Origin of the sequence: Devosia sp. YR412, assembly GCF_900110945.1 — a bacterium.
GTDB lineage: Bacteria > Pseudomonadota > Alphaproteobacteria > Rhizobiales > Devosiaceae > Devosia.
The window spans coordinates 1-22,143 of record NZ_FOFL01000009.1; the positions used below are offsets into that span (position 1 = coordinate 1).

Annotated in this window: 23 protein-coding genes; 10 read left to right on the forward strand and 13 right to left on the reverse strand. The window is 63.3% G+C overall.

Annotation, left to right across the window (positions count from 1 at the left end):
- Positions 1 to 140 precede the first annotated feature (140 nt).
- Complete coding sequence (gene blaOXA / locus BM045_RS18445) at positions 141 to 935, reverse strand: class D beta-lactamase (protein ID WP_092185975.1); 795 nt, start codon at positions 933 to 935, stop codon at positions 141 to 143.
- 55 nt (positions 936 to 990) lie between these two features.
- On the opposite strand from blaOXA, the gene BM045_RS18450 reads away from it, so the two are divergent.
- Positions 991 to 1,323 (forward strand): ArsR/SmtB family transcription factor, encoded by a 333-nt coding sequence (locus BM045_RS18450; RefSeq protein ID WP_092185977.1) that lies wholly within the window; start codon positions 991 to 993, stop codon positions 1,321 to 1,323.
- A complete protein-coding gene (locus tag BM045_RS18455) occupies positions 1,320 to 1,787 on the forward strand; it encodes an SRPBCC family protein (RefSeq protein WP_092185979.1) in 468 nt (155 codons plus the stop codon). The genes BM045_RS18450 and BM045_RS18455 overlap by 4 nt, the downstream gene beginning before the upstream one ends.
- Before the next feature lie 198 nt (positions 1,788 to 1,985).
- On the opposite strand, the gene BM045_RS18460 is transcribed toward BM045_RS18455, so the two are convergent.
- Entirely contained in the window at positions 1,986 to 2,921 is a 936-nt protein-coding gene (locus tag BM045_RS18460) for an AEC family transporter (protein WP_092185981.1), read from the reverse strand.
- A 159-nt stretch (positions 2,922 to 3,080) separates the two neighbouring features.
- Between BM045_RS18460 and glpD the strand changes: the two genes are divergently transcribed.
- Positions 3,081 to 4,589 carry a glycerol-3-phosphate dehydrogenase gene (glpD, locus tag BM045_RS18465; RefSeq protein WP_092185983.1) on the forward strand — a complete coding sequence of 503 codons (1,509 nt, stop codon included), beginning with the start codon at positions 3,081 to 3,083 and terminating at the stop codon, positions 4,587 to 4,589.
- A 27-nt stretch (positions 4,590 to 4,616) separates the two neighbouring features.
- Positions 4,617 to 6,104 carry a glycerol kinase GlpK gene (gene glpK / locus BM045_RS18470; RefSeq protein ID WP_092185985.1) on the forward strand — a complete coding sequence of 496 codons (1,488 nt, stop codon included), beginning with the start codon at positions 4,617 to 4,619 and terminating at the stop codon, positions 6,102 to 6,104.
- Here glpK and BM045_RS18475 read toward each other — a convergent pair whose 3' ends face one another.
- Positions 6,105 to 6,608 (reverse strand): CAP domain-containing protein, encoded by a 504-nt coding sequence (locus BM045_RS18475; RefSeq protein ID WP_170848588.1) that lies wholly within the window; start codon positions 6,606 to 6,608, stop codon positions 6,105 to 6,107.
- An 18-nt stretch (positions 6,609 to 6,626) separates the two neighbouring features.
- Entirely contained in the window at positions 6,627 to 7,484 is an 858-nt protein-coding gene (locus BM045_RS18480) for an aminoglycoside phosphotransferase family protein (RefSeq protein WP_092185989.1), read from the reverse strand.
- A 205-nt stretch (positions 7,485 to 7,689) separates the two neighbouring features.
- Between BM045_RS18480 and BM045_RS19025 the strand changes: the two genes are divergently transcribed.
- Positions 7,690 to 7,866, forward strand: coding sequence for a hypothetical protein (locus BM045_RS19025; protein ID WP_170848589.1), 177 nt, complete (start codon positions 7,690 to 7,692; stop codon positions 7,864 to 7,866).
- 1 nt (position 7,867) lies between these two features.
- On the opposite strand, the gene BM045_RS18485 is transcribed toward BM045_RS19025, so the two are convergent.
- On the reverse strand, positions 7,868 to 8,053 hold the full coding sequence (locus BM045_RS18485; RefSeq protein WP_092185991.1) for a 2TM domain-containing protein: 186 nt from the start codon (positions 8,051 to 8,053) through the stop codon (positions 7,868 to 7,870).
- 112 nt (positions 8,054 to 8,165) lie between these two features.
- Entirely contained in the window at positions 8,166 to 9,572 is a 1,407-nt protein-coding gene (gene uxaC / locus BM045_RS18490; protein ID WP_092185993.1) for a glucuronate isomerase, read from the reverse strand.
- 216 nt (positions 9,573 to 9,788) lie between these two features.
- Here uxaC and BM045_RS19030 point away from each other — a divergent pair, with 216 nt between their 5' ends.
- Both BM045_RS19030 and BM045_RS19035 read left to right on the forward strand, forming a co-directional pair.
- The gene (locus BM045_RS19030) at positions 9,789 to 9,953 is read left to right on the forward strand and encodes a hypothetical protein (protein WP_170848590.1); all 165 of its coding nucleotides are present in this window, start codon (positions 9,789 to 9,791) and stop codon (positions 9,951 to 9,953) included.
- Positions 9,954 to 10,198: 245 nt separating this feature from the next.
- Positions 10,199 to 10,369: a hypothetical protein gene (locus tag BM045_RS19035; RefSeq protein WP_170848591.1), complete on the forward strand. Its 171-nt coding sequence runs from the start codon at positions 10,199 to 10,201 to the stop codon at positions 10,367 to 10,369.
- A 121-nt stretch (positions 10,370 to 10,490) separates the two neighbouring features.
- Here BM045_RS19035 and BM045_RS18495 read toward each other — a convergent pair whose 3' ends face one another.
- Positions 10,491 to 12,341, reverse strand: coding sequence for a putative bifunctional diguanylate cyclase/phosphodiesterase (locus BM045_RS18495; protein ID WP_092185995.1), 1,851 nt, complete (start codon positions 12,339 to 12,341; stop codon positions 10,491 to 10,493).
- Positions 12,342 to 12,591: 250 nt separating this feature from the next.
- Here BM045_RS18495 and BM045_RS18500 point away from each other — a divergent pair, with 250 nt between their 5' ends.
- The gene (locus BM045_RS18500) at positions 12,592 to 13,290 is read left to right on the forward strand and encodes a spermidine synthase family protein (protein ID WP_092185997.1); all 699 of its coding nucleotides are present in this window, start codon (positions 12,592 to 12,594) and stop codon (positions 13,288 to 13,290) included.
- A gap of 74 nt (positions 13,291 to 13,364) precedes the next feature.
- A complete protein-coding gene (locus BM045_RS18505) occupies positions 13,365 to 14,717 on the forward strand; it encodes a dihydroorotase (protein ID WP_092185999.1) in 1,353 nt (450 codons plus the stop codon).
- On the opposite strand, the gene BM045_RS18510 is transcribed toward BM045_RS18505, so the two are convergent.
- The 5 genes from BM045_RS18510 to BM045_RS18530 are packed head-to-tail and all read right to left on the reverse strand — an operon-like array spanning position 14,714 to position 19,508.
- Positions 14,714 to 15,310: an ABC transporter ATP-binding protein gene (locus BM045_RS18510; RefSeq protein WP_092186001.1), complete on the reverse strand. Its 597-nt coding sequence runs from the start codon at positions 15,308 to 15,310 to the stop codon at positions 14,714 to 14,716. The genes BM045_RS18505 and BM045_RS18510 overlap by 4 nt on opposite strands.
- A complete protein-coding gene (locus BM045_RS18515; protein ID WP_244523068.1) occupies positions 15,303 to 16,082 on the reverse strand; it encodes an ATP-binding cassette domain-containing protein in 780 nt (259 codons plus the stop codon). The genes BM045_RS18510 and BM045_RS18515 overlap by 8 nt, the downstream gene beginning before the upstream one ends.
- Entirely contained in the window at positions 16,082 to 16,945 is an 864-nt protein-coding gene (locus BM045_RS18520) for an ABC transporter permease (protein ID WP_092186003.1), read from the reverse strand. Before BM045_RS18520 ends, BM045_RS18515 begins: the two co-directional genes overlap by 1 nt.
- Positions 16,942 to 17,928, reverse strand: a complete 987-nt coding sequence (locus BM045_RS18525) for an ABC transporter permease (protein WP_170848592.1) — start codon at positions 17,926 to 17,928, stop codon at positions 16,942 to 16,944. Before BM045_RS18525 ends, BM045_RS18520 begins: the two co-directional genes overlap by 4 nt.
- Before the next feature lie 2 nt (positions 17,929 to 17,930).
- Entirely contained in the window at positions 17,931 to 19,508 is a 1,578-nt protein-coding gene (locus BM045_RS18530) for an ABC transporter substrate-binding protein (protein ID WP_092186006.1), read from the reverse strand.
- Between the two features lie 117 nt (positions 19,509 to 19,625).
- Between BM045_RS18530 and nikR the strand changes: the two genes are divergently transcribed.
- Positions 19,626 to 20,063 (forward strand): nickel-responsive transcriptional regulator NikR, encoded by a 438-nt coding sequence (gene nikR / locus BM045_RS18535; protein WP_092186008.1) that lies wholly within the window; start codon positions 19,626 to 19,628, stop codon positions 20,061 to 20,063.
- On the opposite strand, the gene BM045_RS18540 is transcribed toward nikR, so the two are convergent.
- Positions 20,060 to 21,676, reverse strand: a complete 1,617-nt coding sequence (locus tag BM045_RS18540; RefSeq protein ID WP_092186010.1) for a GMC family oxidoreductase — start codon at positions 21,674 to 21,676, stop codon at positions 20,060 to 20,062. The two genes, nikR and BM045_RS18540, sit on opposite strands and share 4 nt — an antisense overlap.
- Positions 21,677 to 22,143 lie beyond the last annotated feature (467 nt).

The following is a 22,143-nucleotide window of genomic DNA, read 5'->3' on the forward strand; positions in this document are numbered from 1 at the left end:
ACACCCAGAAAATGCCTCGGCTTCAAGACGCCAGCAGAGGCCTTCCTCAACCCGTTGCACTTCAAATGTGAATCCACACCCGGCTCAAGGCCGGGGTGACATCGTGGTTGTGGTGCTACTGATGGTCCGCCGGGGCATCTTTAGCGCCCTATCAATCTCGGCAACTCAAGCAAAAACGCATCCCTGGCCCTTAAGCCGCCGGAGACCACATTGCGCGCTTCGTCCTGGTCGAGACGAACGAAGACCAGGGTCTGGTCACCCTTGCTGGCGGTGCCGACATACCAGCCCCAGCCGCGCGCCCGGTCGAAATTGCCATCGGCCTGGCGCGGGAAGGCGGAACCGGTCTTGCCCAGGACTTGCCAACCATCCACTTCGCGACGCTGCAGGATGGAGAGCGTGGTTTCCATGGCATGGGCCGAGACTGGCAGTTGGCGATTGACCAGCCTGGCCATGAAAGCCAGTTGCTGGCGCGGGGTGAGTTTCAGCGATGAGCTGATCCAGCTGCGTTCGAGGCCATTGTCATTGCCGGGATCGCCGGAGAAGTCGGCATTGCCATAGTCGAAGGCCGTGGCATACCGGGTCAATTGCTCGGCGCCCAGTGTGCGGGCGATGGCTTGGGAATACCAGACGACGGAATAGTCCATCCAGGCAAGCGGATCGGTAGTCTGTCGCCATTCGGCTCCGCCCCAATCGGCATAGCCTTCCACAAAGGGCAGCGCCGGATTGTGCGCGTCGGTGAGCATGCCGGAGTCGAATCCCATCACGGCCAGCGGGATCTTGTAGGTTGAGGCCGGCGTGGTGGGCGTGTCGCAGCCAGCGCCCTGCTCGTGCAAAAGCTGCCCGGCGCCGGCATCGGCAATCAGCGTGCAGAGCGTTTCGGCGCGGGCCGGAGCCGCAAAAGTGAGCATGGCGAAAATGGTCAGCAGACGCAACATGGATATCCCAATAGTTAGCTCTTGTGCTTAGTATCAGATTTTGATACTTAGCCTTATGGAACAGCATCAGCTTAATGGCATTTTTCAGGCCCTGGCCGATCCGACCCGCCGCGCGGTGATCGGCCGGCTGGGACGCGGGCCGGCCAGCGTTGGGGAACTGGCGGCGCCCTTCGAGATGGCCCTGCCCTCGTTCATGAAACATATTCGCATGCTGGAAGAAACGGGACTGATCCGCACCAGCAAGGCCGGGCGGGTGCGCACATGCAGCATCGACAAGGACAGGCTGGCGGCAGTGAGCGGCTGGATCGAGGAACAACGCGCGATCTGGGAAGGCCGGACCGACCGGCTGGAACAGTTCGTCACACAGCAAGAGGAGATTTCGAAATGACACTGGACCCGGAACGCGATCTCGAGATCACCCGTATCATCAAGGCGCCGCGCGACAGAATCTGGGCGGCCTGGACCGATCCGGCGAGCTTCGAGCAATGGTGGATACCGGCACCGGCACTGTGCCGCGTGGTAGAGCTGGATGTGCGGCCGGGCGGCGCCATGGTGACACAGATGAGCGAGGGCGACGGCCAGGCTTTCGTGCCGCATATGGATGCCTGCTATCTCGCGGTGGACGAGGGGCGACGGATCGTTTTCACCAATGCGCTCACCGGTGGGTACCGGCCGGCGGAGCAGCCGTTCATCACAGGGGTGATTACGCTGGAAGACCATGAAGAGGGCACGTTCTATCGGGCGCTGGCCATGCACAAGAGCCCGGAGGACCGCAAGATGCACAGCGACCTGGGGTTTTATGACGGCTGGGGCGCGGTGACGGCGCAGCTGGCGGGATTGGTGGAGGGGTAATGATTCTCGTTGCCGCCTACCACCCCGAACTCGATGTCATCCCGGCCTTGAGCCGCGATCCATCCTGAGATCGATGGTCTGCCGCAAGGTGGTTCGTTCGACCTTGCGGCCGTGGCGTGATCTCGAGATGGGCCCCGGCTCAAGGCCGGGGTGACACCGTGGATGTGGGGCGGCTTGATGGCAATCCTGGCACGCCAACTAAAGCGTCAACACCCACAACCACGCCGAAATCGTCAGCGCCGACGCCACCGTGGCGATGAGAATGGTATTCGCCGCTACGCTGGCGGCGCGGTTATAATAGGTGGCAAAGACATAGACGTTGACGCCGGCCGGCATGGCCGAGAGCAGGATGCCGTAGCGGGCGATGTCCATTGGCACATGCAGCACCCAGATCATCAGCACATAGGCGATGGCCGGGTGGATGATCAGCTTGATGAAGGAGGCGACCAGCGCCTGCTTCCAGTTTTCCGACAGCTTGAATTCGTAGAGCGCGCCGCCAATGCCGAAGAGGGCAGCGGGGACCACGGCGGCGCTCATCATGACGAGGAAGGCCTCGACAGGCTCGATCAGCTGCAGGCCGGCGAAATAGGCCACCATGCCGGCGGCAATGCCCCAGATCAGCGGATTGGAGCCGACGCGCCGGGCCGCCACCACCAGCGTCTTGCCGAGTGGCTGGCCATCGCGCTTGACCAGCTCCATGGTGACCATGCCGATGGTCAGGAGGATCGCGCCATGCAGGCCAATGATCGACAGCGTCACCGGTAGAGCCTCGGGCCCGTAGGCGCGGGAGATGATCGGCAGACCAACCAGCACGGTATTGGTGAAGGTGCCGGAGAAACCGACGGAAACGCTCTCGCCCGGGCGGTTGCCGAACAGCTTGATGGCCACCACGATGCCGATGACGAAACAGATCAGCGCTCCGATGTAAAACGGACCGATAATCGACAGATTAAAGGCCGAGCGCAGGTCCGAGGTCACAAGGGAGTGGAACAGCAGGCAGGGTGTCGCAAAATTGTTCACAAAAGCGATCAGGCTCTTGATGCCCTCTTGCGGGAACAGGCGGAAGCGGACGGCGGAATAGCCGAGCGCCATCAGCGCGAAAATGGGCGCAATGACGATAAGAATGGCGAGCATGGCCGGGGTCCGGGACCGGAGGGGAGACCCTGCCGTAACCCCTCGCTGCGGCAGGGTCAATCAATGGTCCAGACCGCGGTCTTGGCTGGCTAAAACGAAACCAAATTCGATTGAAAACGAAATCGAACCGCGTATAAACGAAACCAACAAGGAGCGGGCATGACGGATAGGGATCAGTTCGATGTTTTCGTCATCGGCGGCGGCATCAACGGGGCGAGCATTGCCCGCGATGCGGTGGGGCGCGGTTATACGGTGGCGCTGGCCGAGATGAATGATCTGGCCTCGGGCACCTCATCGGCAGCGACCAAGCTAGTGCATGGCGGCTTGCGCTATCTCGAGCATTACGAATTCCGCCTGGTGCAAGAAGCGCTGTCCGAGCGCGAGATCCTTTGGGCCGAGGCGCCGCATATCATCAAGCCGCTGCGGTTCGTGCTGCCGCATCACAAGGGGCTGCGCCCCGCCGTGGTGTTGCGCGCCGGGCTGGCGATGTATGACTATATGGGCGGCCGGCGCCTGTTGCCGCCGACCAAGACGCTTGACCTGACCAAGCATGAGACCGGCAAGCCGCTCAAGCCGGGCTATCGGCTGGGCTTTGAATATTCGGACTGCTGGGTCGATGATGCGCGTTTCGTCGTGCTCAACGCCCGCGATGCAGCGGACAAGGGCGCGCAGGTGCATGTGCGCACCAGGGTCACAAGCGTGCGCCGCGATGCCGGCGGCTGGCTGGTGGAGTTGGATGGGGAAAGCTCCGGCGAGGGTGTGCGGCGGACCATTCGGGCCAAGCTGGTGGTCAATGCCGCTGGCCCGTGGGTGGATGATGTCATCACCGGGGCGATGGGCAAGAACGGGTCGCATAATGTGCGGCTGGTCAAGGGCAGCCATATCGTGGTGCGCAAGCTCTATGACCATGACCGCTGCTACATCTTCCAGAACGCCGATGGCCGCATCATTTTCGCCATTCCCTATGAGGATGACTTCACCCTGATCGGCACGACCGACGAGGACTATGAGGGCGATCCGAAGGACGTCAAAATCTCCGACAAGGAGACCGACTACCTGCTATCGGCGGCCAGCGAATATTTTGCCAAGCCGGTGACCAGGGACCAGATCCACTGGACCTATTCGGGCGTGCGGCCGCTGTTTGACGATGGCGCCAGCGCGGCGCAGGAAGCGACACGGGATTATGTGCTCAAGCTTGATGGCGATGCGGCGACGGGCGCAGCGATCAATGTGTTCGGCGGCAAGCTGACTACCTCGCGCCGGCTGGCGGAATCAGTGCTGGAAAAGATCGAGGGCGTGCTGGGCAAGAAGGGCGCGGCCTGGACCAAGACAAGCCGCCTGCCGGGCGGGGATTTCGAGCCGCTGGCGTTTGATGCCGAAGTGCGGCGGCTGGGGATGGATTATCCCGGCCTGCCCTCGCCCATGATCAAGCGGCTGCTGCGGCTCTATGGGTCCAAGGCGCGGGTGTTGCTGGGCGATGCCAAATCGGTCGAGGATCTCGGCCAGCATTTCGGTTCGGATCTTTATGCGGCCGAGGTGGTCTATCTGGTTGAACACGAGTGGGCGCGTACGGCACAAGATGTGTTGTGGCGGCGCACCAAGCAGGGCTTGCGCGTTGGTGCCGGGGACGTTGCGCGTCTGGAGACATATCTGGCCAGTCGCAAGTAAGACGACGGCTTGTCGGGAGGAGACGGCATGAGCAAATACATTCTGGCCATTGACCAGGGCACGACGTCGAGCCGGGCGATCGTGTTTGATGAGAAACGCGCCATCGCCGGCGTGGGCCAGAAGGAGTTCACCCAGCACTTCCCGCAGGATGGCTGGGTGGAGCATGATCCCGAGGAAATCTGGGATAGTGTCGTCTGGGCGGTGAAAAAGGCGCTGAGCGAAGCCAGGATCGAGGCCAAGGATATCGCGGCGATCGGCATTACCAACCAGCGCGAGACGACGCTGATCTGGGACCGCCAGAGTGGCAAGGCGATCCACAATGCGATTGTCTGGCAGGACCGGCGGACGGCGGCCTATTGCGCCAAGCTCAAGAAGGCCGGCCACGAAAAGCTGGTCACCAGGAAGACCGGGTTGCTGCTTGATCCGTATTTTTCGGGCACCAAGGTCAAGTGGCTGCTGGACAATGTGAAGGGTGCGCGCAAGCGTGCCGAAAAGGGCGAACTGGCTTTTGGCACGGTGGATTCGTTCCTGATCTGGCGGCTGACCGGGGGGCGGAGCCATGTCACCGATGCAACCAATGCGGGACGCACGCTGCTGTTCGATATCGGCAAGAATGCCTGGGACAAGAACCTGCTGAAGCTGTTCGACGTGCCGGCGGCATTGCTTCCCGAGGTCAAGGATTGTGCCGATGATTTCGGGGTGACTGAGGCGGGATTGTTTGGCGCTGAGATCCCGATCCTCGGTGTTGCCGGCGACCAGCATGCGGCAACGATTGGGCAGGCCTGCTTCCAGCCGGGCATGCTGAAATCGACCTATGGCACGGGGTGTTTTGCGCTGCTCAATACCGGCGCGGACATGGTGCGCAGCAAGAACCGGCTGCTCACCACGATCGCCTATCGGCTGGATGGCAAGACGTCCTATGCACTGGAAGGCTCGATCTTTATCGCAGGGGCGGCGGTGCAGTGGATCCGCGACGGGCTGAAGCTGGTGAAACATGCCAGCGAGACTGGGCCGCTGGCCGAGAGCGCAGACCCGAGCCAGAATGTCTATATGGTACCGGCCTTTGTGGGGCTCGGGGCGCCATGGTGGGATGCCGAAGCGCGCGGCGCCATCTATGGGCTGACGCGCAATTCGCGGCCAGCGGAAATCGCCAAGGCGGCGCTGGAGGCGGTCTGCTACCAGACGCGCGACCTGCTGGAGGCCATGCGCAAGGACTGGAAACAAGGCGGCGATACGGTGCTGCGCGTCGATGGCGGCATGGTGGCCTCGGATTGGACCATGCAGTTTCTGGCGGATGTGCTGGATGCCCCGGTGGACCGGCCGGTGATCCTCGAAACCACCGCGCTGGGCGCGGCCTGGCTGGCCGGATCGCGGGCGGGGGTGTGGCCGGGCATGGATGAATTTGCCAAGAGCTGGGCGCGGGATGCGCAGTTCACGCCGAAAATGGATGCGGCAGAGCGCAAACGGAAGGTTCGCGGCTGGGACGCGGCGGTGAAGAGGACGCTGACGGCCTAGCTACCCCCGCCACGCGTCAAAGCTGCCGCCGGCGATCATGGCCCAGTAGAGCTTGCCGCCGGGGCCGCGGGCTGCGGCGAGGCCGAATTCGGTGAAGCGGCTGCTCAGCAGCGTGCCGCGGTGGCCGGAGGAATCCATCCAGCCACCAATGACGGCCTCGAGCGTGGTGTAGCCCTTGCCGACATTTTCGCCGACCGCGCCGAGATAGCCGGCCGTGGTGACGCGCTGGCGCAGGGTGACGCCGAGATCGTGGCTCATGGTGTTTTTCTGCGCCATCAGGCGGGCCTGCGAGCGGGCCGCGTCTTCGAGGCGGGTGTTATAGCTCCAGGCCGGGGCGCCATTGGCCTTGCGCACGGCATTGATGGCGGTGAGGATTTCGTCGTCGCTCATCGATTCCGGCGTGCTGGACGCGGCTTTGGGCAGCATGGGAATGGTGGTGGAACAGGCCGCGAGGGCAGCGGCGGCGCCCAGGATGATGAAGCCGCGGCGGGTGGTGGTGAGCATTGAGGCTTCCATTGGGTATCAGGCCTGGTCGTAAGCGCTGAGCAGATGCGGCAGGCAGGCGAGCTGGGCGGTGATGGCCTTGCCCTCGCCCAGCGTCCAGCAGGCGGAGAGCGCCGCATGGGCAGCGGCCCAGCCGAGGATGCGCTTGCGGGAATAGTTCAGCCGTTCCGACAGGATATCGGCGCGGGTGGCGATGCGGCGCGGATCGGCAGCAATGGCCAAACCATCCACTGGATTGATGAAGACATTGGCCAGTTCATACGCGGGATCGCCGACTAGCCCCTTGGGATCGATGGCCAGCCAGCCGCGGTCCGAGCTCAGGATATTGTCGTGATGCACATCGCCATGCAGTGGGATCTGGGCGCTTGGCCGATCGAAGAGTTTTAACGCAATACCGCTGGCGCGGGCATAGAGGTCGCGGGCGGTATGCGGCCAGAGGCGGACCTCGGTGTCGAACAGCGTCTGGAAATGCTGGCGCAGCGGCTGCAGGTTTTCCGGCGCCTCGGGGCGCGGCCGGTGCAGGCTGGAGACGACGGTGGCAATGGCGATGGTGCCTTCGTCATCCTTGCCGGCGCGGACCGGCTCGCCCAGCGTGCCGCCGTCGAGCCATTCGAGGAAAATGGTGTCGCCATGCATGTCGAAGACGGTGGCGGCGCCCTCCCCGCCATACCAGTTGAGCAGGGCCGAGCCGCGGCGTTCTTCCATGGCATTGTCGGGCTTGAGGATTTTCAGCGCCGCGAAATTGCGGCCATTCTGCTCGACGCGAAAAATCCAACTCGTCGCCGTTTCGGCCACGGGCGTCGACTTGGTCAGGGACCAACGGATCATGGCGCGGCTGAGCGCGGTTTCGACGGGCGACTGATTCATGGTGGTCATTAGAGCAGAACCGGCGCGTTGTTTCGACAGTCCAGCGCAGGTGACTGGTAAACTTGCCGAAATCTTGGCGGTAACCCTCAGGTAAGCCTGTCAGTTGGGACTATCGCAACCCTAAGAACAGGAAGCGCTGGGGCGGCAAGGCTTCGTTACTTTTGTGCGCGCAGCATGGGACCAGCGAAACGAGGTCCCGACAGGGAGGCTTTTGATGACGCATCAACCCTATGACGAGCGCCGCGAACCGAGGCGGTTGGCCGATATCATCGCCCGCGATGAACGCAATCCAACATTCGGAAAGCAGGTCTTGAACGGCATCAGCGGCTTGCTGGTGCTGATGGTGACCGGCGTGCTGATCGTGCTGCTGGTGCTGTGGAAGTCGCCCTGAGCTACTGCCGCGCGCCAAACCACCAGTGCGACAGCAGGCCAATGCCCCAGCCGAGCAGCACCCACTGCACCCAGAAGTAGCCGCCGGTCCACAGGTTGATGATCAGAAGCACGACCATGACGGCGACAAAGACGATGGCGTGAGTGCGAAAGCTCTTCCGGCGCTCCGACAATGGCAAATCTTGCATACTGCCCTCCTGATGCAAATATCGCGCTCATCAAGAGAGCGATGACTTTGAATATACAGGGATTTCCGGATTTCTTCTAGTCTGGGCAAACTGCTGATAAGCCTCAAAACTCCTAACTGATCCGATAGGCATCCTTGGCCGCCTGATAGCTCAGGTGTTTTGCCACATCGCGGGCCGTTGCCCTGCTGATGCGGTTTTCGCCGACCCAGCGGCCCAGGAAGCCGCAGACCTCGCGGCGCCAGACGTCGTGGCGGGCGGGGATGGAAAGCAGGGCTCGGGTGTCGTCGTTGAAACCGGCGAGATTGTAGAAGCCGGCGGTTTCGACGACCTGGTCGAGATAGCGGCGGATACCCTGCGGGCTGTCATGGAACCACCAGGGCGGACCGACCATGAGCGACGGCCAATAGCCGGCCATCGGCGCCAATTCACGGGCATAGGTGGTTTCGTCGAGCACGAACATGATCAGCCGCAGGTTGGGCTCGTTGCCGGCGCGGCCGAGCAGCGCGCGCAGGCCGTTGACGTAATCGGTGGGGCCCGGAATATCGGCGCCGAGGTCGGCACCGCGCTCGGCGAACAGCAGCGGGTCGGTGTTGCGGCGCGAGCCAGCGTGCAGTTGCATGACCATGCCGTCTTCGACCGAGAGCAGCGCCATTTCGGTCATCATCTGGGCGCGGAACAGCTCGGCATCCGCCGCGTCATGCTTGCCGGACAGCACCTTGTCGAGCAGCGCCTGCTTTTCGGGGGCCGATAGATCGGCGGTATTGGCGGTGGGCACGCCATGGTCGGTGGCGACAGCGCCAAAACGACGGAAATATTCGCGGCGGTTGCGATGGGCGTTGATCAGGCCGGACCAGGTGGAAATATTCTCGCCGGTTATCTCGCCGAACTTTTGCAGGTTTCCGACGATGGCGGGGCGGCTGGGGTCGGTGACGTCATCGGGGCGATAGGTGGTGCGGACGCGGCCGATGGTGCCATTGGTCTCCATCTTCTGGTGATGCACCAGGGGATCGAGGGCGAATTCGGTGGTGGCGATGACCTCCACTTTGGCGCGATCGAGCAGGGCATGCGGCAGGAGGGCCGGCCTCGCCAGGGCAGCGTCGATGGTGTCGTAGATGGCGTCGGCGGTTTCGGCGGAGAGTTCCTGCTTGATGCCGAAGGCCCAGTCGAGCGAGTGATCGACCCAGGTCTTGGACGGGGTGCCGGCGAACAGGTGGTAATTGGTGGCAAACAGGCGCCAGGCCGCCCTGCCCTCGGCCACTGGCTTGCCATCCTTGCGCGGCACGCCGAGGTCGTCATAGCTCAAGCCGCGGCTGCGCAGCATGCGCAGCACATAATGGTCAGGTGTCAGAAACAGCGCGGCCGGATTGGAAAAGCGCTCATTATTGGCGAACCAGGCCGGATCGGTATGGCCATGCGGGCAGACCAGCGGCAGGTCGGCAACTTCGGGATACAACTCGCGCGCGATGGATTGGGCGGGCTCGGAAGCGGGGAACAGGCGGTCTGGGTGCAAATGGGTCATGCAGCGGTTTTGCCATGATCTGGCAGGTAGATCAATAATCTTCCATACAAGATTAGGACTCGCGGCATTTTATGTAAATTAACCGCGACTGCAGCTAGCCATTCGTGCCGAAGGCCATGCGGATTACCTTCCTCTTCGGCGGGTGAGAAACAGCGCAATGCGGCTGCCCAAAGTCTGACACAGGTCAAAGCTGACCGGCGACTGAGGGGTAATGCAATGGCGCATATGGATACCAATGACACGCATGGGATCAAGGCAGCGCGGCAGCAGGCGCGCGTCACCGGTCATGTGCAGAATGCCCAGATGATGCTGGTTGCCGCCGGGATCGCGGCATTTTCCATCGTCGCCGTGGCCACCGCCATGCTGACGACGGTGCTCTAGTCACCAACAGCGCGCCGACCATGCTTCGAAACCACGGCACAGCCATGCACATGCTGCATGGATAAGACCTTGGTCTTATGAATTTCTGCCACTTCCGGCCGAAAATCCGGTTATCGATGCTTTAATTGCACCGGACGCATAGCTGCGCTGTTGTTTTGGCCGTACCGTAATGGGGTGGATAGGCCCATTTGAAGCTTATGAAAGCGACCCGGCAATTCGGTTGGGTCTTTTGAGGAACTGGACCCATGAGCAACCCCCGCAAGTCGATCTTTGCAACCCTTGGCACTTTCGTTGAAGTCTTCGGCAGCGCTGCTGCCGTGTCCAACGCTGTCGAGGCCGGTCGTGCTCCCAAGGCCAAGCACCTCAAGTCCCTCGGTATCGATGCCGACGCTTTCCGTTCGATCGGCCGGAACTAACATAACGGCGCAGGGCGCTTTCCTCCCTGTGTGTGACCTGCGCCGCTCCGTCGATTAACGTGAGAAAGCCCGGATGCCCTTTCAATGGGGCGTCCGGGCTTTTGTTTTTTCGGGGGTCGATTCAGGCCGAGCGGCGCTCGTCGTCCTCTTCGGGCATGACATCGAGGCGCTGGGCAAACATGGACAGCAGATGGCTGGTATCGGCCACAGAGCCGGGCCGGGCAAACAGATAGCCCTGCCCCATGGTGCAGCCGAGCTCGGACAGCATGATGGCCTGCGAGGCCGTCTCGATGCCTTCGGCCACCAGCGTCATATTGAGTCGGCGCGCAATATCGATGATGGACCCAACCACCACATCGCTGGCGCGGTCGGTGCCGAGCTTGTCGATGAAACTCTTGTCGATCTTGATGACATCGACCGGAAAGCTCAGCAGGTGGGTGAGCGAGGCAAATCCGGTGCCGAAATCGTCGAGCGCCACCAGCAGGCCGCGCTGGCGCAGCGCGCTGACCGCCTTGGGCACCATGATATCGCCACCGCCCATATAGACGGATTCATTGACCTCGAGCACGATGTGCCGAAGCGGCACGTCATATTTCTCGAAGGCTTCGACGATGCGCTGTTCGAGATCGCCGCGCTGGAAATCGCCGCTTGTGACGTTGATGCCGACATGCTGGAAGGGAATGCCGATGTCGAGCCAATAGCGGATATCGGCCGCTATCTGGGTCAGCATCTGGCCGGTGACCTGCCAGGCAATGCGCGGATCGGCCAGAGCCGCATGGAACTCGCCGGCCGAGGCAATACGGCCATCGGGCATGCGCATGCGGGCAAGCGCCTCGAGGCCGACGATCTCGGCGGTGTCGAGCTTCACGATGGGCTGGTAGTGCACGAGGATGCGGTTTTCGGCCAGCGCCTGGTCGACATTGCGCACCATGGTGGCGCGCTCCATCATCGACGTGCGCATGCCGGGGGTGAAGCGGATATAGCCGCCGCGGCGGGTTTCCTTGGCGTGATAGAGCGCGAAATCGGCATTCTGGCTGAGTGACGCCTCGGTATCGCCATCGGGGCCGTAAAGCGCGCCGCCGACGGTGATATGCGGATCGACGGTCTGGTCGCCCATCTGGATCAGGCCATGCACGGCATTGAGCATGCGGGTGGCCGCATCGCGCAGGGCGTGCTCGGAATGGCAATCGGCCACCAGCACGGCGAACTCGTCGCCACCGAGACGGCAGGCGGTCAGGGCCGGATGGCAATCGGCGAGGCGCTCGGCCACGGTGCGGATCAGCAGGTCGCCGAAGACGTGACCGACGGTGTCGTTGATCATCTTGAGATGGTCAATATCGACAAGCAGCAGACCGAATGGCTCCTGCAGACGAATGGAGCGGCCGAGCAATTCATTGAAGCGACCGCGATTGGGCAGGCCGGTCAGCGCGTCATAATAGGCCAGGCGATGGTTTCTCTCGCGCACCATTTCATGGTCGATGGCGATGGAGCAGAGATGCACGCAGGTCTGGACGATGCTGCGTTCCAGCTCATCGGGGCCGCGGGTGCTGCGGTAGTAGAAGGCAAAGGTCGCGACGACGCGGTTTTCGCTGTTGCGGATCGGGCTCGACCAGCAGGCGCGCAAGCCCAGCGGTTCGGCCAGGGCGCGGAAATCATCCCACAGCGGATCGGTGGCGATGTCGGTGACCATGACCGGCTCGTTGCGAAACACCGCCGTGCCGCAGGAGCCGACCTTGGGGCCGATCGCCAGACCATCGATGGCGCTGGAAAAGGCGAGCGGCAGCGAGGGCGCGGCCAGCGGGCGCAGCTTGCAGTCGTCATCGACCACCAGGATGGAGCAGATCGCCTCGGGCGCCAGCTCCTGTGCGCGGCGGCACAGGAGATCCGCAACCGACACCAGCGGCTCGCCGCGGGCAACCGCTTCCAAAACTTCCGTCTGCAGTCGCAGCAGCAGAGCGCTATCGGTGACCATTCAACCCTACCTCAAACCCAAGTACAGAGTAGCAAGCGGCAATGAAGCGGGCGTTCCGAGCGAGGCGGGAATTGTGGCAAAGCCAGTCAGAGAGCGTTAAGCAAGTCTAAGTGGCTGACCCATAAGTATAATTACTAGGTTCAAGGCTTGGTTACGCGCTCTCTTTTTGCGTTGGCGACGCCACTTTATGCGCGACAGGGCGCGGCGGATTCCTTATGCCCGGCAAGCCACGTCAAGCAAGGAGACCGGCATGCTGCCCTGGATCAAACTGGATCGCGCCGTGGTGCCCGGCGGCGGCGGCGAATTGCAGCTGATGCAGCGCGGCACGGAATTTTCCATCATGGCCGGCAGCAATGGGTTGATGAACAGCCGGCTGAGCGGTTCGGAAGAGGCGCTGGCGACGCTGGCCGCCGAACGCGTCGGCATGCGCAAGAGCCCGAAAATTCTGATCGGCGGACTGGGCATGGGCTTTACCCTGCGCGCGGCGCTGGCGAGCTTTCCGGCTGATAGCCGGATCATCGTGGCCGAACTGGTGCCCGAGATCATCGCCTGGGCGCGGGGTCCGCTGGCGTTCCTGCATGGCACCAGTCTCGATGACCCGCGCGTGACGCTCTATCAGGGCGATGTTGGCGCGGCGATCACCGAGGGCAAGCCCTATGATTCCATCCTGCTCGACGTCGACAATGGGCCGGAAGGCCTGTCACGGCCGAGCAATGACCGGCTTTACACGGCATCGGGCATTTCCACCGCCAAGCTGGCGCTGGCCATGGGCGGGCATCTGGCGGTGTGGTCGTCGGCGCGCGACGCCAATTTCACCAAGCGGCTCAACCAGTCGGGCATGGCGGTGGAAGAGATCACCGTGCGGGCCAATGGCAAGCGTGGTGGCGCGCGGCATACGCTGTGGTTTGCCACGCGGCGTCCGGACAATCGGCCCGCGCGGGGGAAATAATCCTGCGCCAGCCAAAAGGCTGTTGCGTCATCTGGCTGCGGGGGCAAAACTCCTGACAGAGCTGGAGTGTTTGCATGAGCGATTTTGATCTGGTGCTGGCCGGGACCGTGGTACTGCCCGAGCAGGTTGTCGAAGGCGGCTATGTCGCGGTGCGCGATGGCAAGATTGCCCATGTCGGCACCGGCACGCCACCGGCGGCGCGGGAGCGGCACCTGCTGGGCGAGGCGCTGATCCTCCCGGGCGCCATCGATGCGCAGACCCATTCGCTGAGCCAGAAGAACCAGGAAGACTTCATCTGGTCTACGCGCTCGGCCGCGGCCGGTGGGGTCACTACCATTGTGGACATGCCCTATGACGAGGGCAATCTGGTGTGCTCAGCCGAGGCGGTGCGGATCAAGGTGGCACATGCCAGTCCGCAGGCGCGCGTGGACTTTGCGCTTTATGGCACGGTCAATCCCGAGGAGGGCGCGGCGCGCATTCTCGAACAGGTCGAGGCCGGCGTCGCCGCCTTCAAGTTTTCGACCTTCGGCACCGACCCCATCCGCTTCCCCCGCATTCCCCCGGCCTTGCTGGAAGAATGCTTTGCCGCCATCGCGCCGACGGGGCTGACGGCGGGCGTGCATAATGAGGATGACGAGGCGGTTCGCGCGGCAGTCGCCAAGGTGAAGGCGCTGGGCATTACCGATTATCGTGCGCATGGCATGAGCCGGCCGCCGCTGACGGAATTGCTGGCCTCGCTGCAGATCTATGAGACTGGCGCCGAGACCGGCTGCCCGGCGCATGTGGTGCATTGCTCGCTGGGGCGCGGCTATGAGATTGCCCGCAGCTATCGTGACCAGGGCTTTGCCGCGACCATCGAATGCTGCATCCACTATCTGATCCTCGACGAGGAAAGCGACGTGGCGCGGCTGGGCGGCAAGGCCAAGATCAACCCGCCAATCCGCCCGCGCGCCGAGGTGGAAAAGCTGTGGCAGCATGTGGCGGCCGGCAATGTGACCATGGTCTCAACCGACCACGTCAGCTGGTCGGAAGATCGCAAGACCAATCCCGACATGCTGGCCAATGCCTCGGGCGTGCCGGGGCTGGAAGTCATGGTGCCGCTGTTCATCAAGGGCGCGCTGGAGCATGGCGTGCCGCTGCATTGTGCGGCCAAGCTGATGGCGGAAAATCCGGCCAAGCACTTCCGGCTCGACCATGCCAAGGGCGCGCTGGAGGTGGGCAAGGACGCCGATATCGCCGTGCTGTTCAACCGGCCGACCGTCTATGACGCGGCGGCAAGCGGGCACAATGTAGTGGGTTGGTCGCCCTATGCGGGCATCGAGCTGCCCTGGATGGTGGGGCTGACCTATCTGCGCGGGCAGCAGGTGTTCGATGGCACGACGGTTGCTGCGCCCGGCACCGGACGTTTCGTGCGGCCACTGGCCTAGAGCAGCTTTCCGCTTTGCATCGTGACGGTCCGCGTGGCGACGCGGGCCAGCAGCGGCGCATCGTGGCTGATGGCCAGAATGCCGAGGCCGGCCTCGCAGCGGGCGAGTAGCAGGCGCCAGATATCGGCCTGGGTGATCGGATCGAGCATGGCAGTGATTTCATCGGCGATGAGATAGCGCGTCTGCGGGGACAGGGCGCGCAACAGGGTCACGCGTTGTAACTCGCCGCCCGAGATTTCATGCGGATAGCGGTCATACCAGGCGCGGGAGATGCCGAGCGCTTGGCGGGTGGCCTCGTCCGGCTGCCAGCCTTCTTCCACGATGCGGCCGATGCGCCAGCGCGGATCGACGGCGAAGATGGATGACTGGTGGAGATATTGCACTGGGGACCAGCCGGACATGCTTTCACCGCTCGTGACGCTGCCCCTGCCCGGATGCAGATAGCCGGCCATGATGCGGCCGAGCGTGGATTTGCCACCGCCCGATGCACCGGACAGGCCGATGAGCTCGCCCGGTGCAAGGGCGAGCGAGACGCCGGAGAGGATTGGCGCTTCCGGCCGATAGGCGAAGTGGATGTCGCGGGCTTCAAGCATGGGTGAGGAAGCCGTTCTGCGGCATGGACTGCCAGAGCCTGCGGGCATAGTCGGATTTGAGCGCGGCGCCGGCGCCAGTGAAGGCAGAGGCCGGTTCGATATCGACCAGCCTGCCGTCGCGCAGGATGGCGACGCGTGTCGCGAAGGGCAAAGCCTGGGCGAGATCGTGGGTAATCAGCAGCACGCCCTTTTGTGCATCGGCGAGCTGATGCAGATGGCCGAGCACCACGGCAGCATTGTCGGGATCGAGACCGCTGGTCGGCTCGTCGGCGACGATCAGGTCGGGTTTGCCAATGGTGGCCATGGCCAGCATCATGCGCCGGGCCATGCCGCCGGAGAGTTGATGCGGGAAGGCTTTGGCCGCCGTCGCATCGAGGCCGAAGCGCGCCAGAGCCTGCTGCGGGTCGGCCGTGCTGCCACTACGCCGTGCGGCCCAGGCGAGTTGCTTGCCGCAGCGGGCCAGCGGATCGAGATGGCTGGCGGATTGGGGAACGAGACCCATGCGTCGGCCTCGGTAGTCGGGCCAATTTGATTGATCCAGTGTCGAGCCATCGATCACCAGTTGCCCGGTGGTGACGGCATTGGGCGGCAGGATGTCGAACAGAGCATGGGCCAGCAGGCTCTTGCCGGCCCCCGAAGCGCCAACCAGCGCCAGCACCTCGCCGCGGTCGAGCGAGAAGCTCAGGCCCTGCAAGGCCGGGACGAGGCGCTGTTGCAGCAGGCCAGCATAGCGGCGGAAGCTGACGGAAAAATCCTCGACCGAGAGCAGCATTACAATTGCTCCTGTCGCGGATCGGCCAGGAGACGCAGGCCATTGCCGATAGCGTCAAAACAGAGCACCAGCATGAGCAGGCAAAGGCCGGGAAAGAGACCGAGCCACCATTTGCCAGCCATCAGATAACGCATGGAGTCCGACAGCAACACGCCGATGGCCGGCTTTGAGGGTTCGAGGCCGAAGCCGATGAAGGTCAGTGCCGCCTCATGCAGGATGGCATGCGGGAAGAGCAACACCAGCCCGACCAGCAGTTGCGGCCAAAGATGCGGCAGGAAGTGGTGGTAGCCGATGTAGGCCCAGGACTTGCCCATGCGCCGCGAGACGATGATGAAATCGGCATGGCGCAGCTGCAGGATTTCGGCGCGCAGGATGCGGGTCAGCCGCGGCCAATGCGTGACGGCGACGGCAATGATCACCGCCGCGGTGCCACCGCCCAGGGCGAAAGAGATCAGGATCAGCAGCACCAGATGCGGCAAGCCCATGGCGGCATCGATGAGAAAGGATACCAGCGCATCGGCCCAGCGCCCGCAGGTGGTGGCGAACAGCGCCAGCAGCGTGGCGATCAGGACCGAGATGGTCGCCGCGATCAGCCCGACCCAGAGGCTGACATTGAGGCCATGAATGGTGCGGGCCAGCATGTCGTGGCCAAGCTGGTCGGTGCCGAACCAACGCGACAGAGACGGTGGGGCAAGGCGCGTGGTGAAATCGGCGTCGATGCCAAAGCCACCAAGCAGCACGGCGGCCATAGCCACGCTGGCAATGACCAGCGCCCCGGTCAGCGCCGCCAGGAGTGTCCACGCGCGATTGTTGAGCCCGGTGCTGCGCAGCATGACGGCCGGGATGTCGATGGCCTCGCTCATCGGGCGACCTCGCCATGCAGGCGCGGATCGATCACGCGATACAGGAGGTCGGCAATGGCATTGCCGGTGAACACGAAGAGCGTGAGGAACAGCGCCAAGGCCAGCAGCAGCGGCACGTCGCCTTTGATGCCGGCTGCCACCGTGGCGCTGCCGAGGCCGGGATAGGCAAAGACCTGTTCGGCCAGCACCGAGCCGCCGAAGAGTTCGCCCAGCGATGCGAAGAGCACGGTGATGGCCGGCAGCGCCGCATTGCGGGCGCCGTGGCGGAGAGCGATCTCCATGCGCGAGGCGCCCTGCGCCCTGGCATAGAGCGCGTAGTCGGACTGCATGATCTCGACCATCTTGGCACGGGTATGCAAGGCGATCTGGGCCACGCCGAGCACGATTAGCGCCAGCAGCGGCAGGATGAGATGCTGCAGGAATTGCCAAGGCGTCACATCCTGCGGCAGCACGCCGATCGGGCCGGCGCAGCAGATCGGTGTCCAGCCGAGACCGACGGAAAACACCATCAGCAGCAGGATGGCGAACCAGAAGGTCGGCGCCGAAGCGAGGACATAGCAATAAAGGCGCGTGATGCGATCGATCCACGTGCCAGGAAAGGCGCCGGCCAGCACGCCGAGGACAAAGCCGATCAGGCCGGCGAATAGCCAGGCAAGGCCCAGCAGCGGCAGCGAGGTCTTGAAGCGCGCGGCCAAGACCTCGGCGACGGGCGCGTTATAGGTCATGGAATAGCCGAGGTCGCCGCTCAGCAGACTGCCCAGCCATTTGCCGAACTGCACCTGCGCCGGCAGGTCGAGGCCCCATTTTTCGGCGATCAAGGCGCGCTGCTCCGGTCCGACGCGGACCATGTCGGCGCCGAGATAGGCATTGATCGGATCGACCGGTGAGAGCTTGGCCAGCGCAAAACCGACCACAGCCACCGCCGCCAGCACCAGAGCGAGCCGCAGCAGGCGCGTTGCGATGAGGGCCAGCCAATGGATCATGCTCAGTCGCAGGTCCAGCGCCAGGTCTGGATCAGCGCGGTGATCGGCCAGCCATGGCCATGCGGCTCGGTCTGGGTGGTGCCGAGATCGAGGCATTGATTGACGTAATAAATGTGGTCGAGATTGACCAGCCAAGCCCAACCGGCCTCGCCCTTGGGGCCAAAGCCGGTCACGCCATCCCACTCGGCCTTTTGCCAATCGGCGTAGGAGGCTTCGAGGCTTTGGGCGTTCTGTGCGGCGGCGAAATACCCGTCCACCGTGGCATTGGAAAAATAGCCGGCATTGTAATAGTCGACACCGCCCAGCGTGGTTTCGTAAAGGCTGTAGACTTCGAGCGGACTGTGGCTGCCCCAGCCGAACATGACCGGCTCAGAGTGCATGACGCGGTCGATGTCCTGCCAGCTGCGGCCGGTTGCCGTGGCCTCGATGCCGAGCGGTTTCAGCAGTTCGGCAAGGGTCGAGGCGAGGGTCTGGCGGGTGGAATCCGCTGCCGGATAGTTGATCGGGAAAGCGGCGCGGATGCCGGCCTTGCTGCGGATGCCATCGGCACCAGCGGGCCAGCCGGCGTCATCAAGCATCGTCTTGGCGGCGTCGAGATCAAACGCGACAGCGACATCGGGATTGGACCAGGGCAGGCCGTCGGCGGGACCATAGGCCGGCGTGCCGTGACCGAGCAGCGCCACATCGACCAGCAGGGCGCGATCGACGCCCAGGTTGATGGCTTGGCGGATCGCCTTGTCGGAGGTCACCGCGTTGCCGAGCTTTTCGCCCTGCGCATTGGTCTTGCCCTCGTCTGGCAGCATGGGGAAGGTGATGCCGCGATTGTCGACCGACGACACCACAAGCTGGCGGAAACCCTGTGGCGCCATGTCGGCGGTTGCAGCAGGAACCGAGACCAGATCCACCTGCCCGGCCTGGGCGGCAGCGAGGCTGGTATCTTCGTCGGTGAAGAGAAAGGTGAGCTTTTCGAAGGGCGCGGCGGGACCATAATAATAGGGATTGGCCGCAACGATCAGCTGCTCGCCTTCGGTCCAGGAGATGAGCTTGTAGGGTCCGGAGCCGATGGGATGGCGCGCATAGCCCTCGCCATAGCTGGCGGCCGGGACGATGCCGAGGGCGAAGAAATTCTCGGTGAAGGTGATCCAGGGGCGCTTCAGCGTGATCTCTAGGGTGACATCATCAATGGCCGTCGCGCTGTCCAGCACGGTCAGGTCGAGCGCACCGCCAGCCCTAGCGCCTTCGGTGAAGGTGAAGGCAACATCTTTTGCCGTCAGCAGCGTGCCATCGGAGAATTTTGCGTCGCTCCGCAGCGTGATGGTCCAGGTCATGCGATCCTCGGACAGGGTCCAATCGGTGGCGAGATCGGGCTGCGCCACGAGATTGGCATCGCGGGTCAAAAGCGTCGACTGGAACAGCGGATGGCCGTAGCGGCCCCAGCCGAGCAAGGGGTCATAGCCAGTTTCGGGCTCGCCGCCGATGGCCAGGACCAGATCGGTTTTGGGGGCAGCGAAGGCACTGCCGGTCAGCAGCAGCGCGGCCATCGTGACGGTTGCAAAAACCCGGCGAATTGCCTTGCCCATGAAACTGCCCCTATATCGACCTGCACCATCGTCCTTGGGTCAGCCTCCCTGACCCAAAGCCGAGACTAGGCATCGCAAAGTATGATGTCCAGTCTCAAACATCATACTGGAGCCAGCATGCAGCGCGTGACCGTAACGCTCGACGATGACCTGATGGACGAGCTCGACCAGCTCATTGCTTCACGCGGCTATCAGAACCGCTCGGAAGCCATTCGCGACCTGGCGCGCGCGGGCCTGAAACAGGCGGCGCAGGAGGCCGGATCGGACCAGAATTGCGTTGGCGTGCTCAGCTATGTCTATGACCATGCGGCGCGCGACCTCGCCAAGCGGCTGACCAATACCTTCCACAGCCATCACGACCTGACCATTGCGAGCCTGCATGTCCATCTCGATGCGGACAATTGCCTTGAGGTCGGCATTCTCAAGGGGCCGATGGGCGCGGTGCAGCATTTTGCCGACCATGTGATTTCCGAGCGCTCGGTGCGCCACGGCAAATTGCATCTGGTGCCCACGGTCGATGGCGGCCCGGCCACCGACCATGGGCATGAGCACTAGGGGTAGCTGGCGCCGATCAGGCTGGCGGCCTTGCTGCCGATGGCCATGGCCGGGGCATTGGTATTACCCGAGACGATCTGCGGCATGATCGAGCAATCGATCACCCGCAGTCCCTCCAGGCCACGCACCTTGAGGTCCGGCCCGACCACGGCAGAGGGATCGCTATCGAGCCCCATGCGCAGCGTGCCGACCGGATGGTAATTGGTCTTGACGGTCTGGCCGCAATAGCGCTCCAGCGCCGCCGCATCCTCCATCACCGCCGCCCCAGGCAGCAGTTCATGGGCGATGCGCGACTTGAACGGCTCGGTGTCGAGCAGTTTGCGCGCGGTCTCCAATGCCTTGACCGTCAGCCGCAGATCGTCGGGATCGCCGAAGAAGTTGCAGTTCACCACCGGCTGATCCTTTGGATCGGCCGAGCGCAGGTTCACCGTGCCGCGCGCCTTGGGTCGCAACAGGCATGAGGTGAAGGTCACGCCCCAGGTCGGCTTGGCGGCGCTGACGTCGCGGTCGAGATAGACGATGGGCGCGCAATAGAGCTGGATGGTCGGCCGGTCGCCGCCGTCGGGATCGAAGAACAGGCAGGCTTCGATGCCGGTGGTGGTCACCGGGCCGGAGTTGAATAGCATATATTGCAGGCCATTGCGGATCATGTTCCAGCCCGTGTCCTGGCCGAAATAGCCGGACGGACCCTTGGTCGTGGCAATAACCGGGACCTCGTGGTGATCCTGCAGGTTCTGCCCGACGCCGGCGATATCGGCCACGACATCAATGCCGTGCTCGCGCAGATGCTCGGCCGGGCCGATGCCGCTCAGCAGCATCAGCTTGGCGCTGTTATAGGTGCCGGAAGCCACCAGCACTTCGCGCTCGGCGCGGACCCTGTGCTGTTCCCCAGCCTTCTCATAGACCACACCGACGGCGCGACCCTGCTCCACCACGATCCGGTCGACTCGGGCGCCGGTGATAATGGTCAGCCGCTTGTCGTGGCTGAGATCATCGAGGAAGGCTTTCTTGGCATCGGAGCGCTCCTTGTAACGGCCCCATTGGCCATAGGTGTGCTGCATGATGCCGACGCCATTCTGCCGTGCCCCGTTGAAATCGGGATTATAGGCATGGCCCAGGCCTTGCGCCGCCTGCAGGAAATGTTCGGTGGTCGGCGAGACATGGCCGGGGTCGGAGACGCGCAGATTGCCGCCGATGCCGTGGAACTGGTCGTTGAAGCGGCTATTGGCTTCGATGCCGATGAAATGGGGCAGCATGTCCTGGTAAGACCACTCGCCCTGATTGCCGAGCCCAGCGGCCCAGCCGTCATAATCCTCGGCCTGGCCGCGCATATAGACCATGGCATTGACGGCGCTGCCGCCACCCAGCGCCCTGCCCACCGGCACGATCGGCGCGCGGCCGCCGAGCTGGGGCTGCGGCACGGTCTTGTGCATTTCAAGGAAGGTGTCCTGCGCCAGATATTTCATATAGCCGGCCGGCATGGCCATGATCCGGTTGGTCGTCGCCGGCCCGCGCTCGAGCAGCAAAACGGAAAAGCCGAATTCGCGGACCAGCCGCATGGCGGCCACGGAAGCAGCAGAGCCACCTCCGGCGATGATGAAGTCATAACTCATATAGTCCGCTCTCCCCCGCCATGGTCTGATCACGGCGCCAACAACTTAGCGTGGGGCCAGCGGCGGTCAATCAGGCGATTGAAGGCAGGCGAATCAGACCATCTTGCACTCGAACGCCAGTTAATCTATTGTTCACTTGCGTACGCGGCTCAGCCGCAAAAGTGGCCCGGCGGGATTTGCACTCCCACGCTGGGCCATTTCTATCTGAAGCATTTGCGCAACACATTTCCCCGCAGTCGCCCTTACGGCCTTTCGTGACTTGCGACGCGGGTGGGGCGAGCGTATTTTAAAGTCACCTACTCCCAAGGAGGCTTTAATGTCCGTACGTGTTCTTCTCGCTGGCGCTTCGATCGCCATCCTCGCTTCTGTTTCTGCTCAGGCAGCCGACCTCATCATCCCGACCACGCCAGAGCCGATCTATGAAGCTGCTGGCTTCAACTGGGAAGGTCTCTATGCAGGCGTTCGCG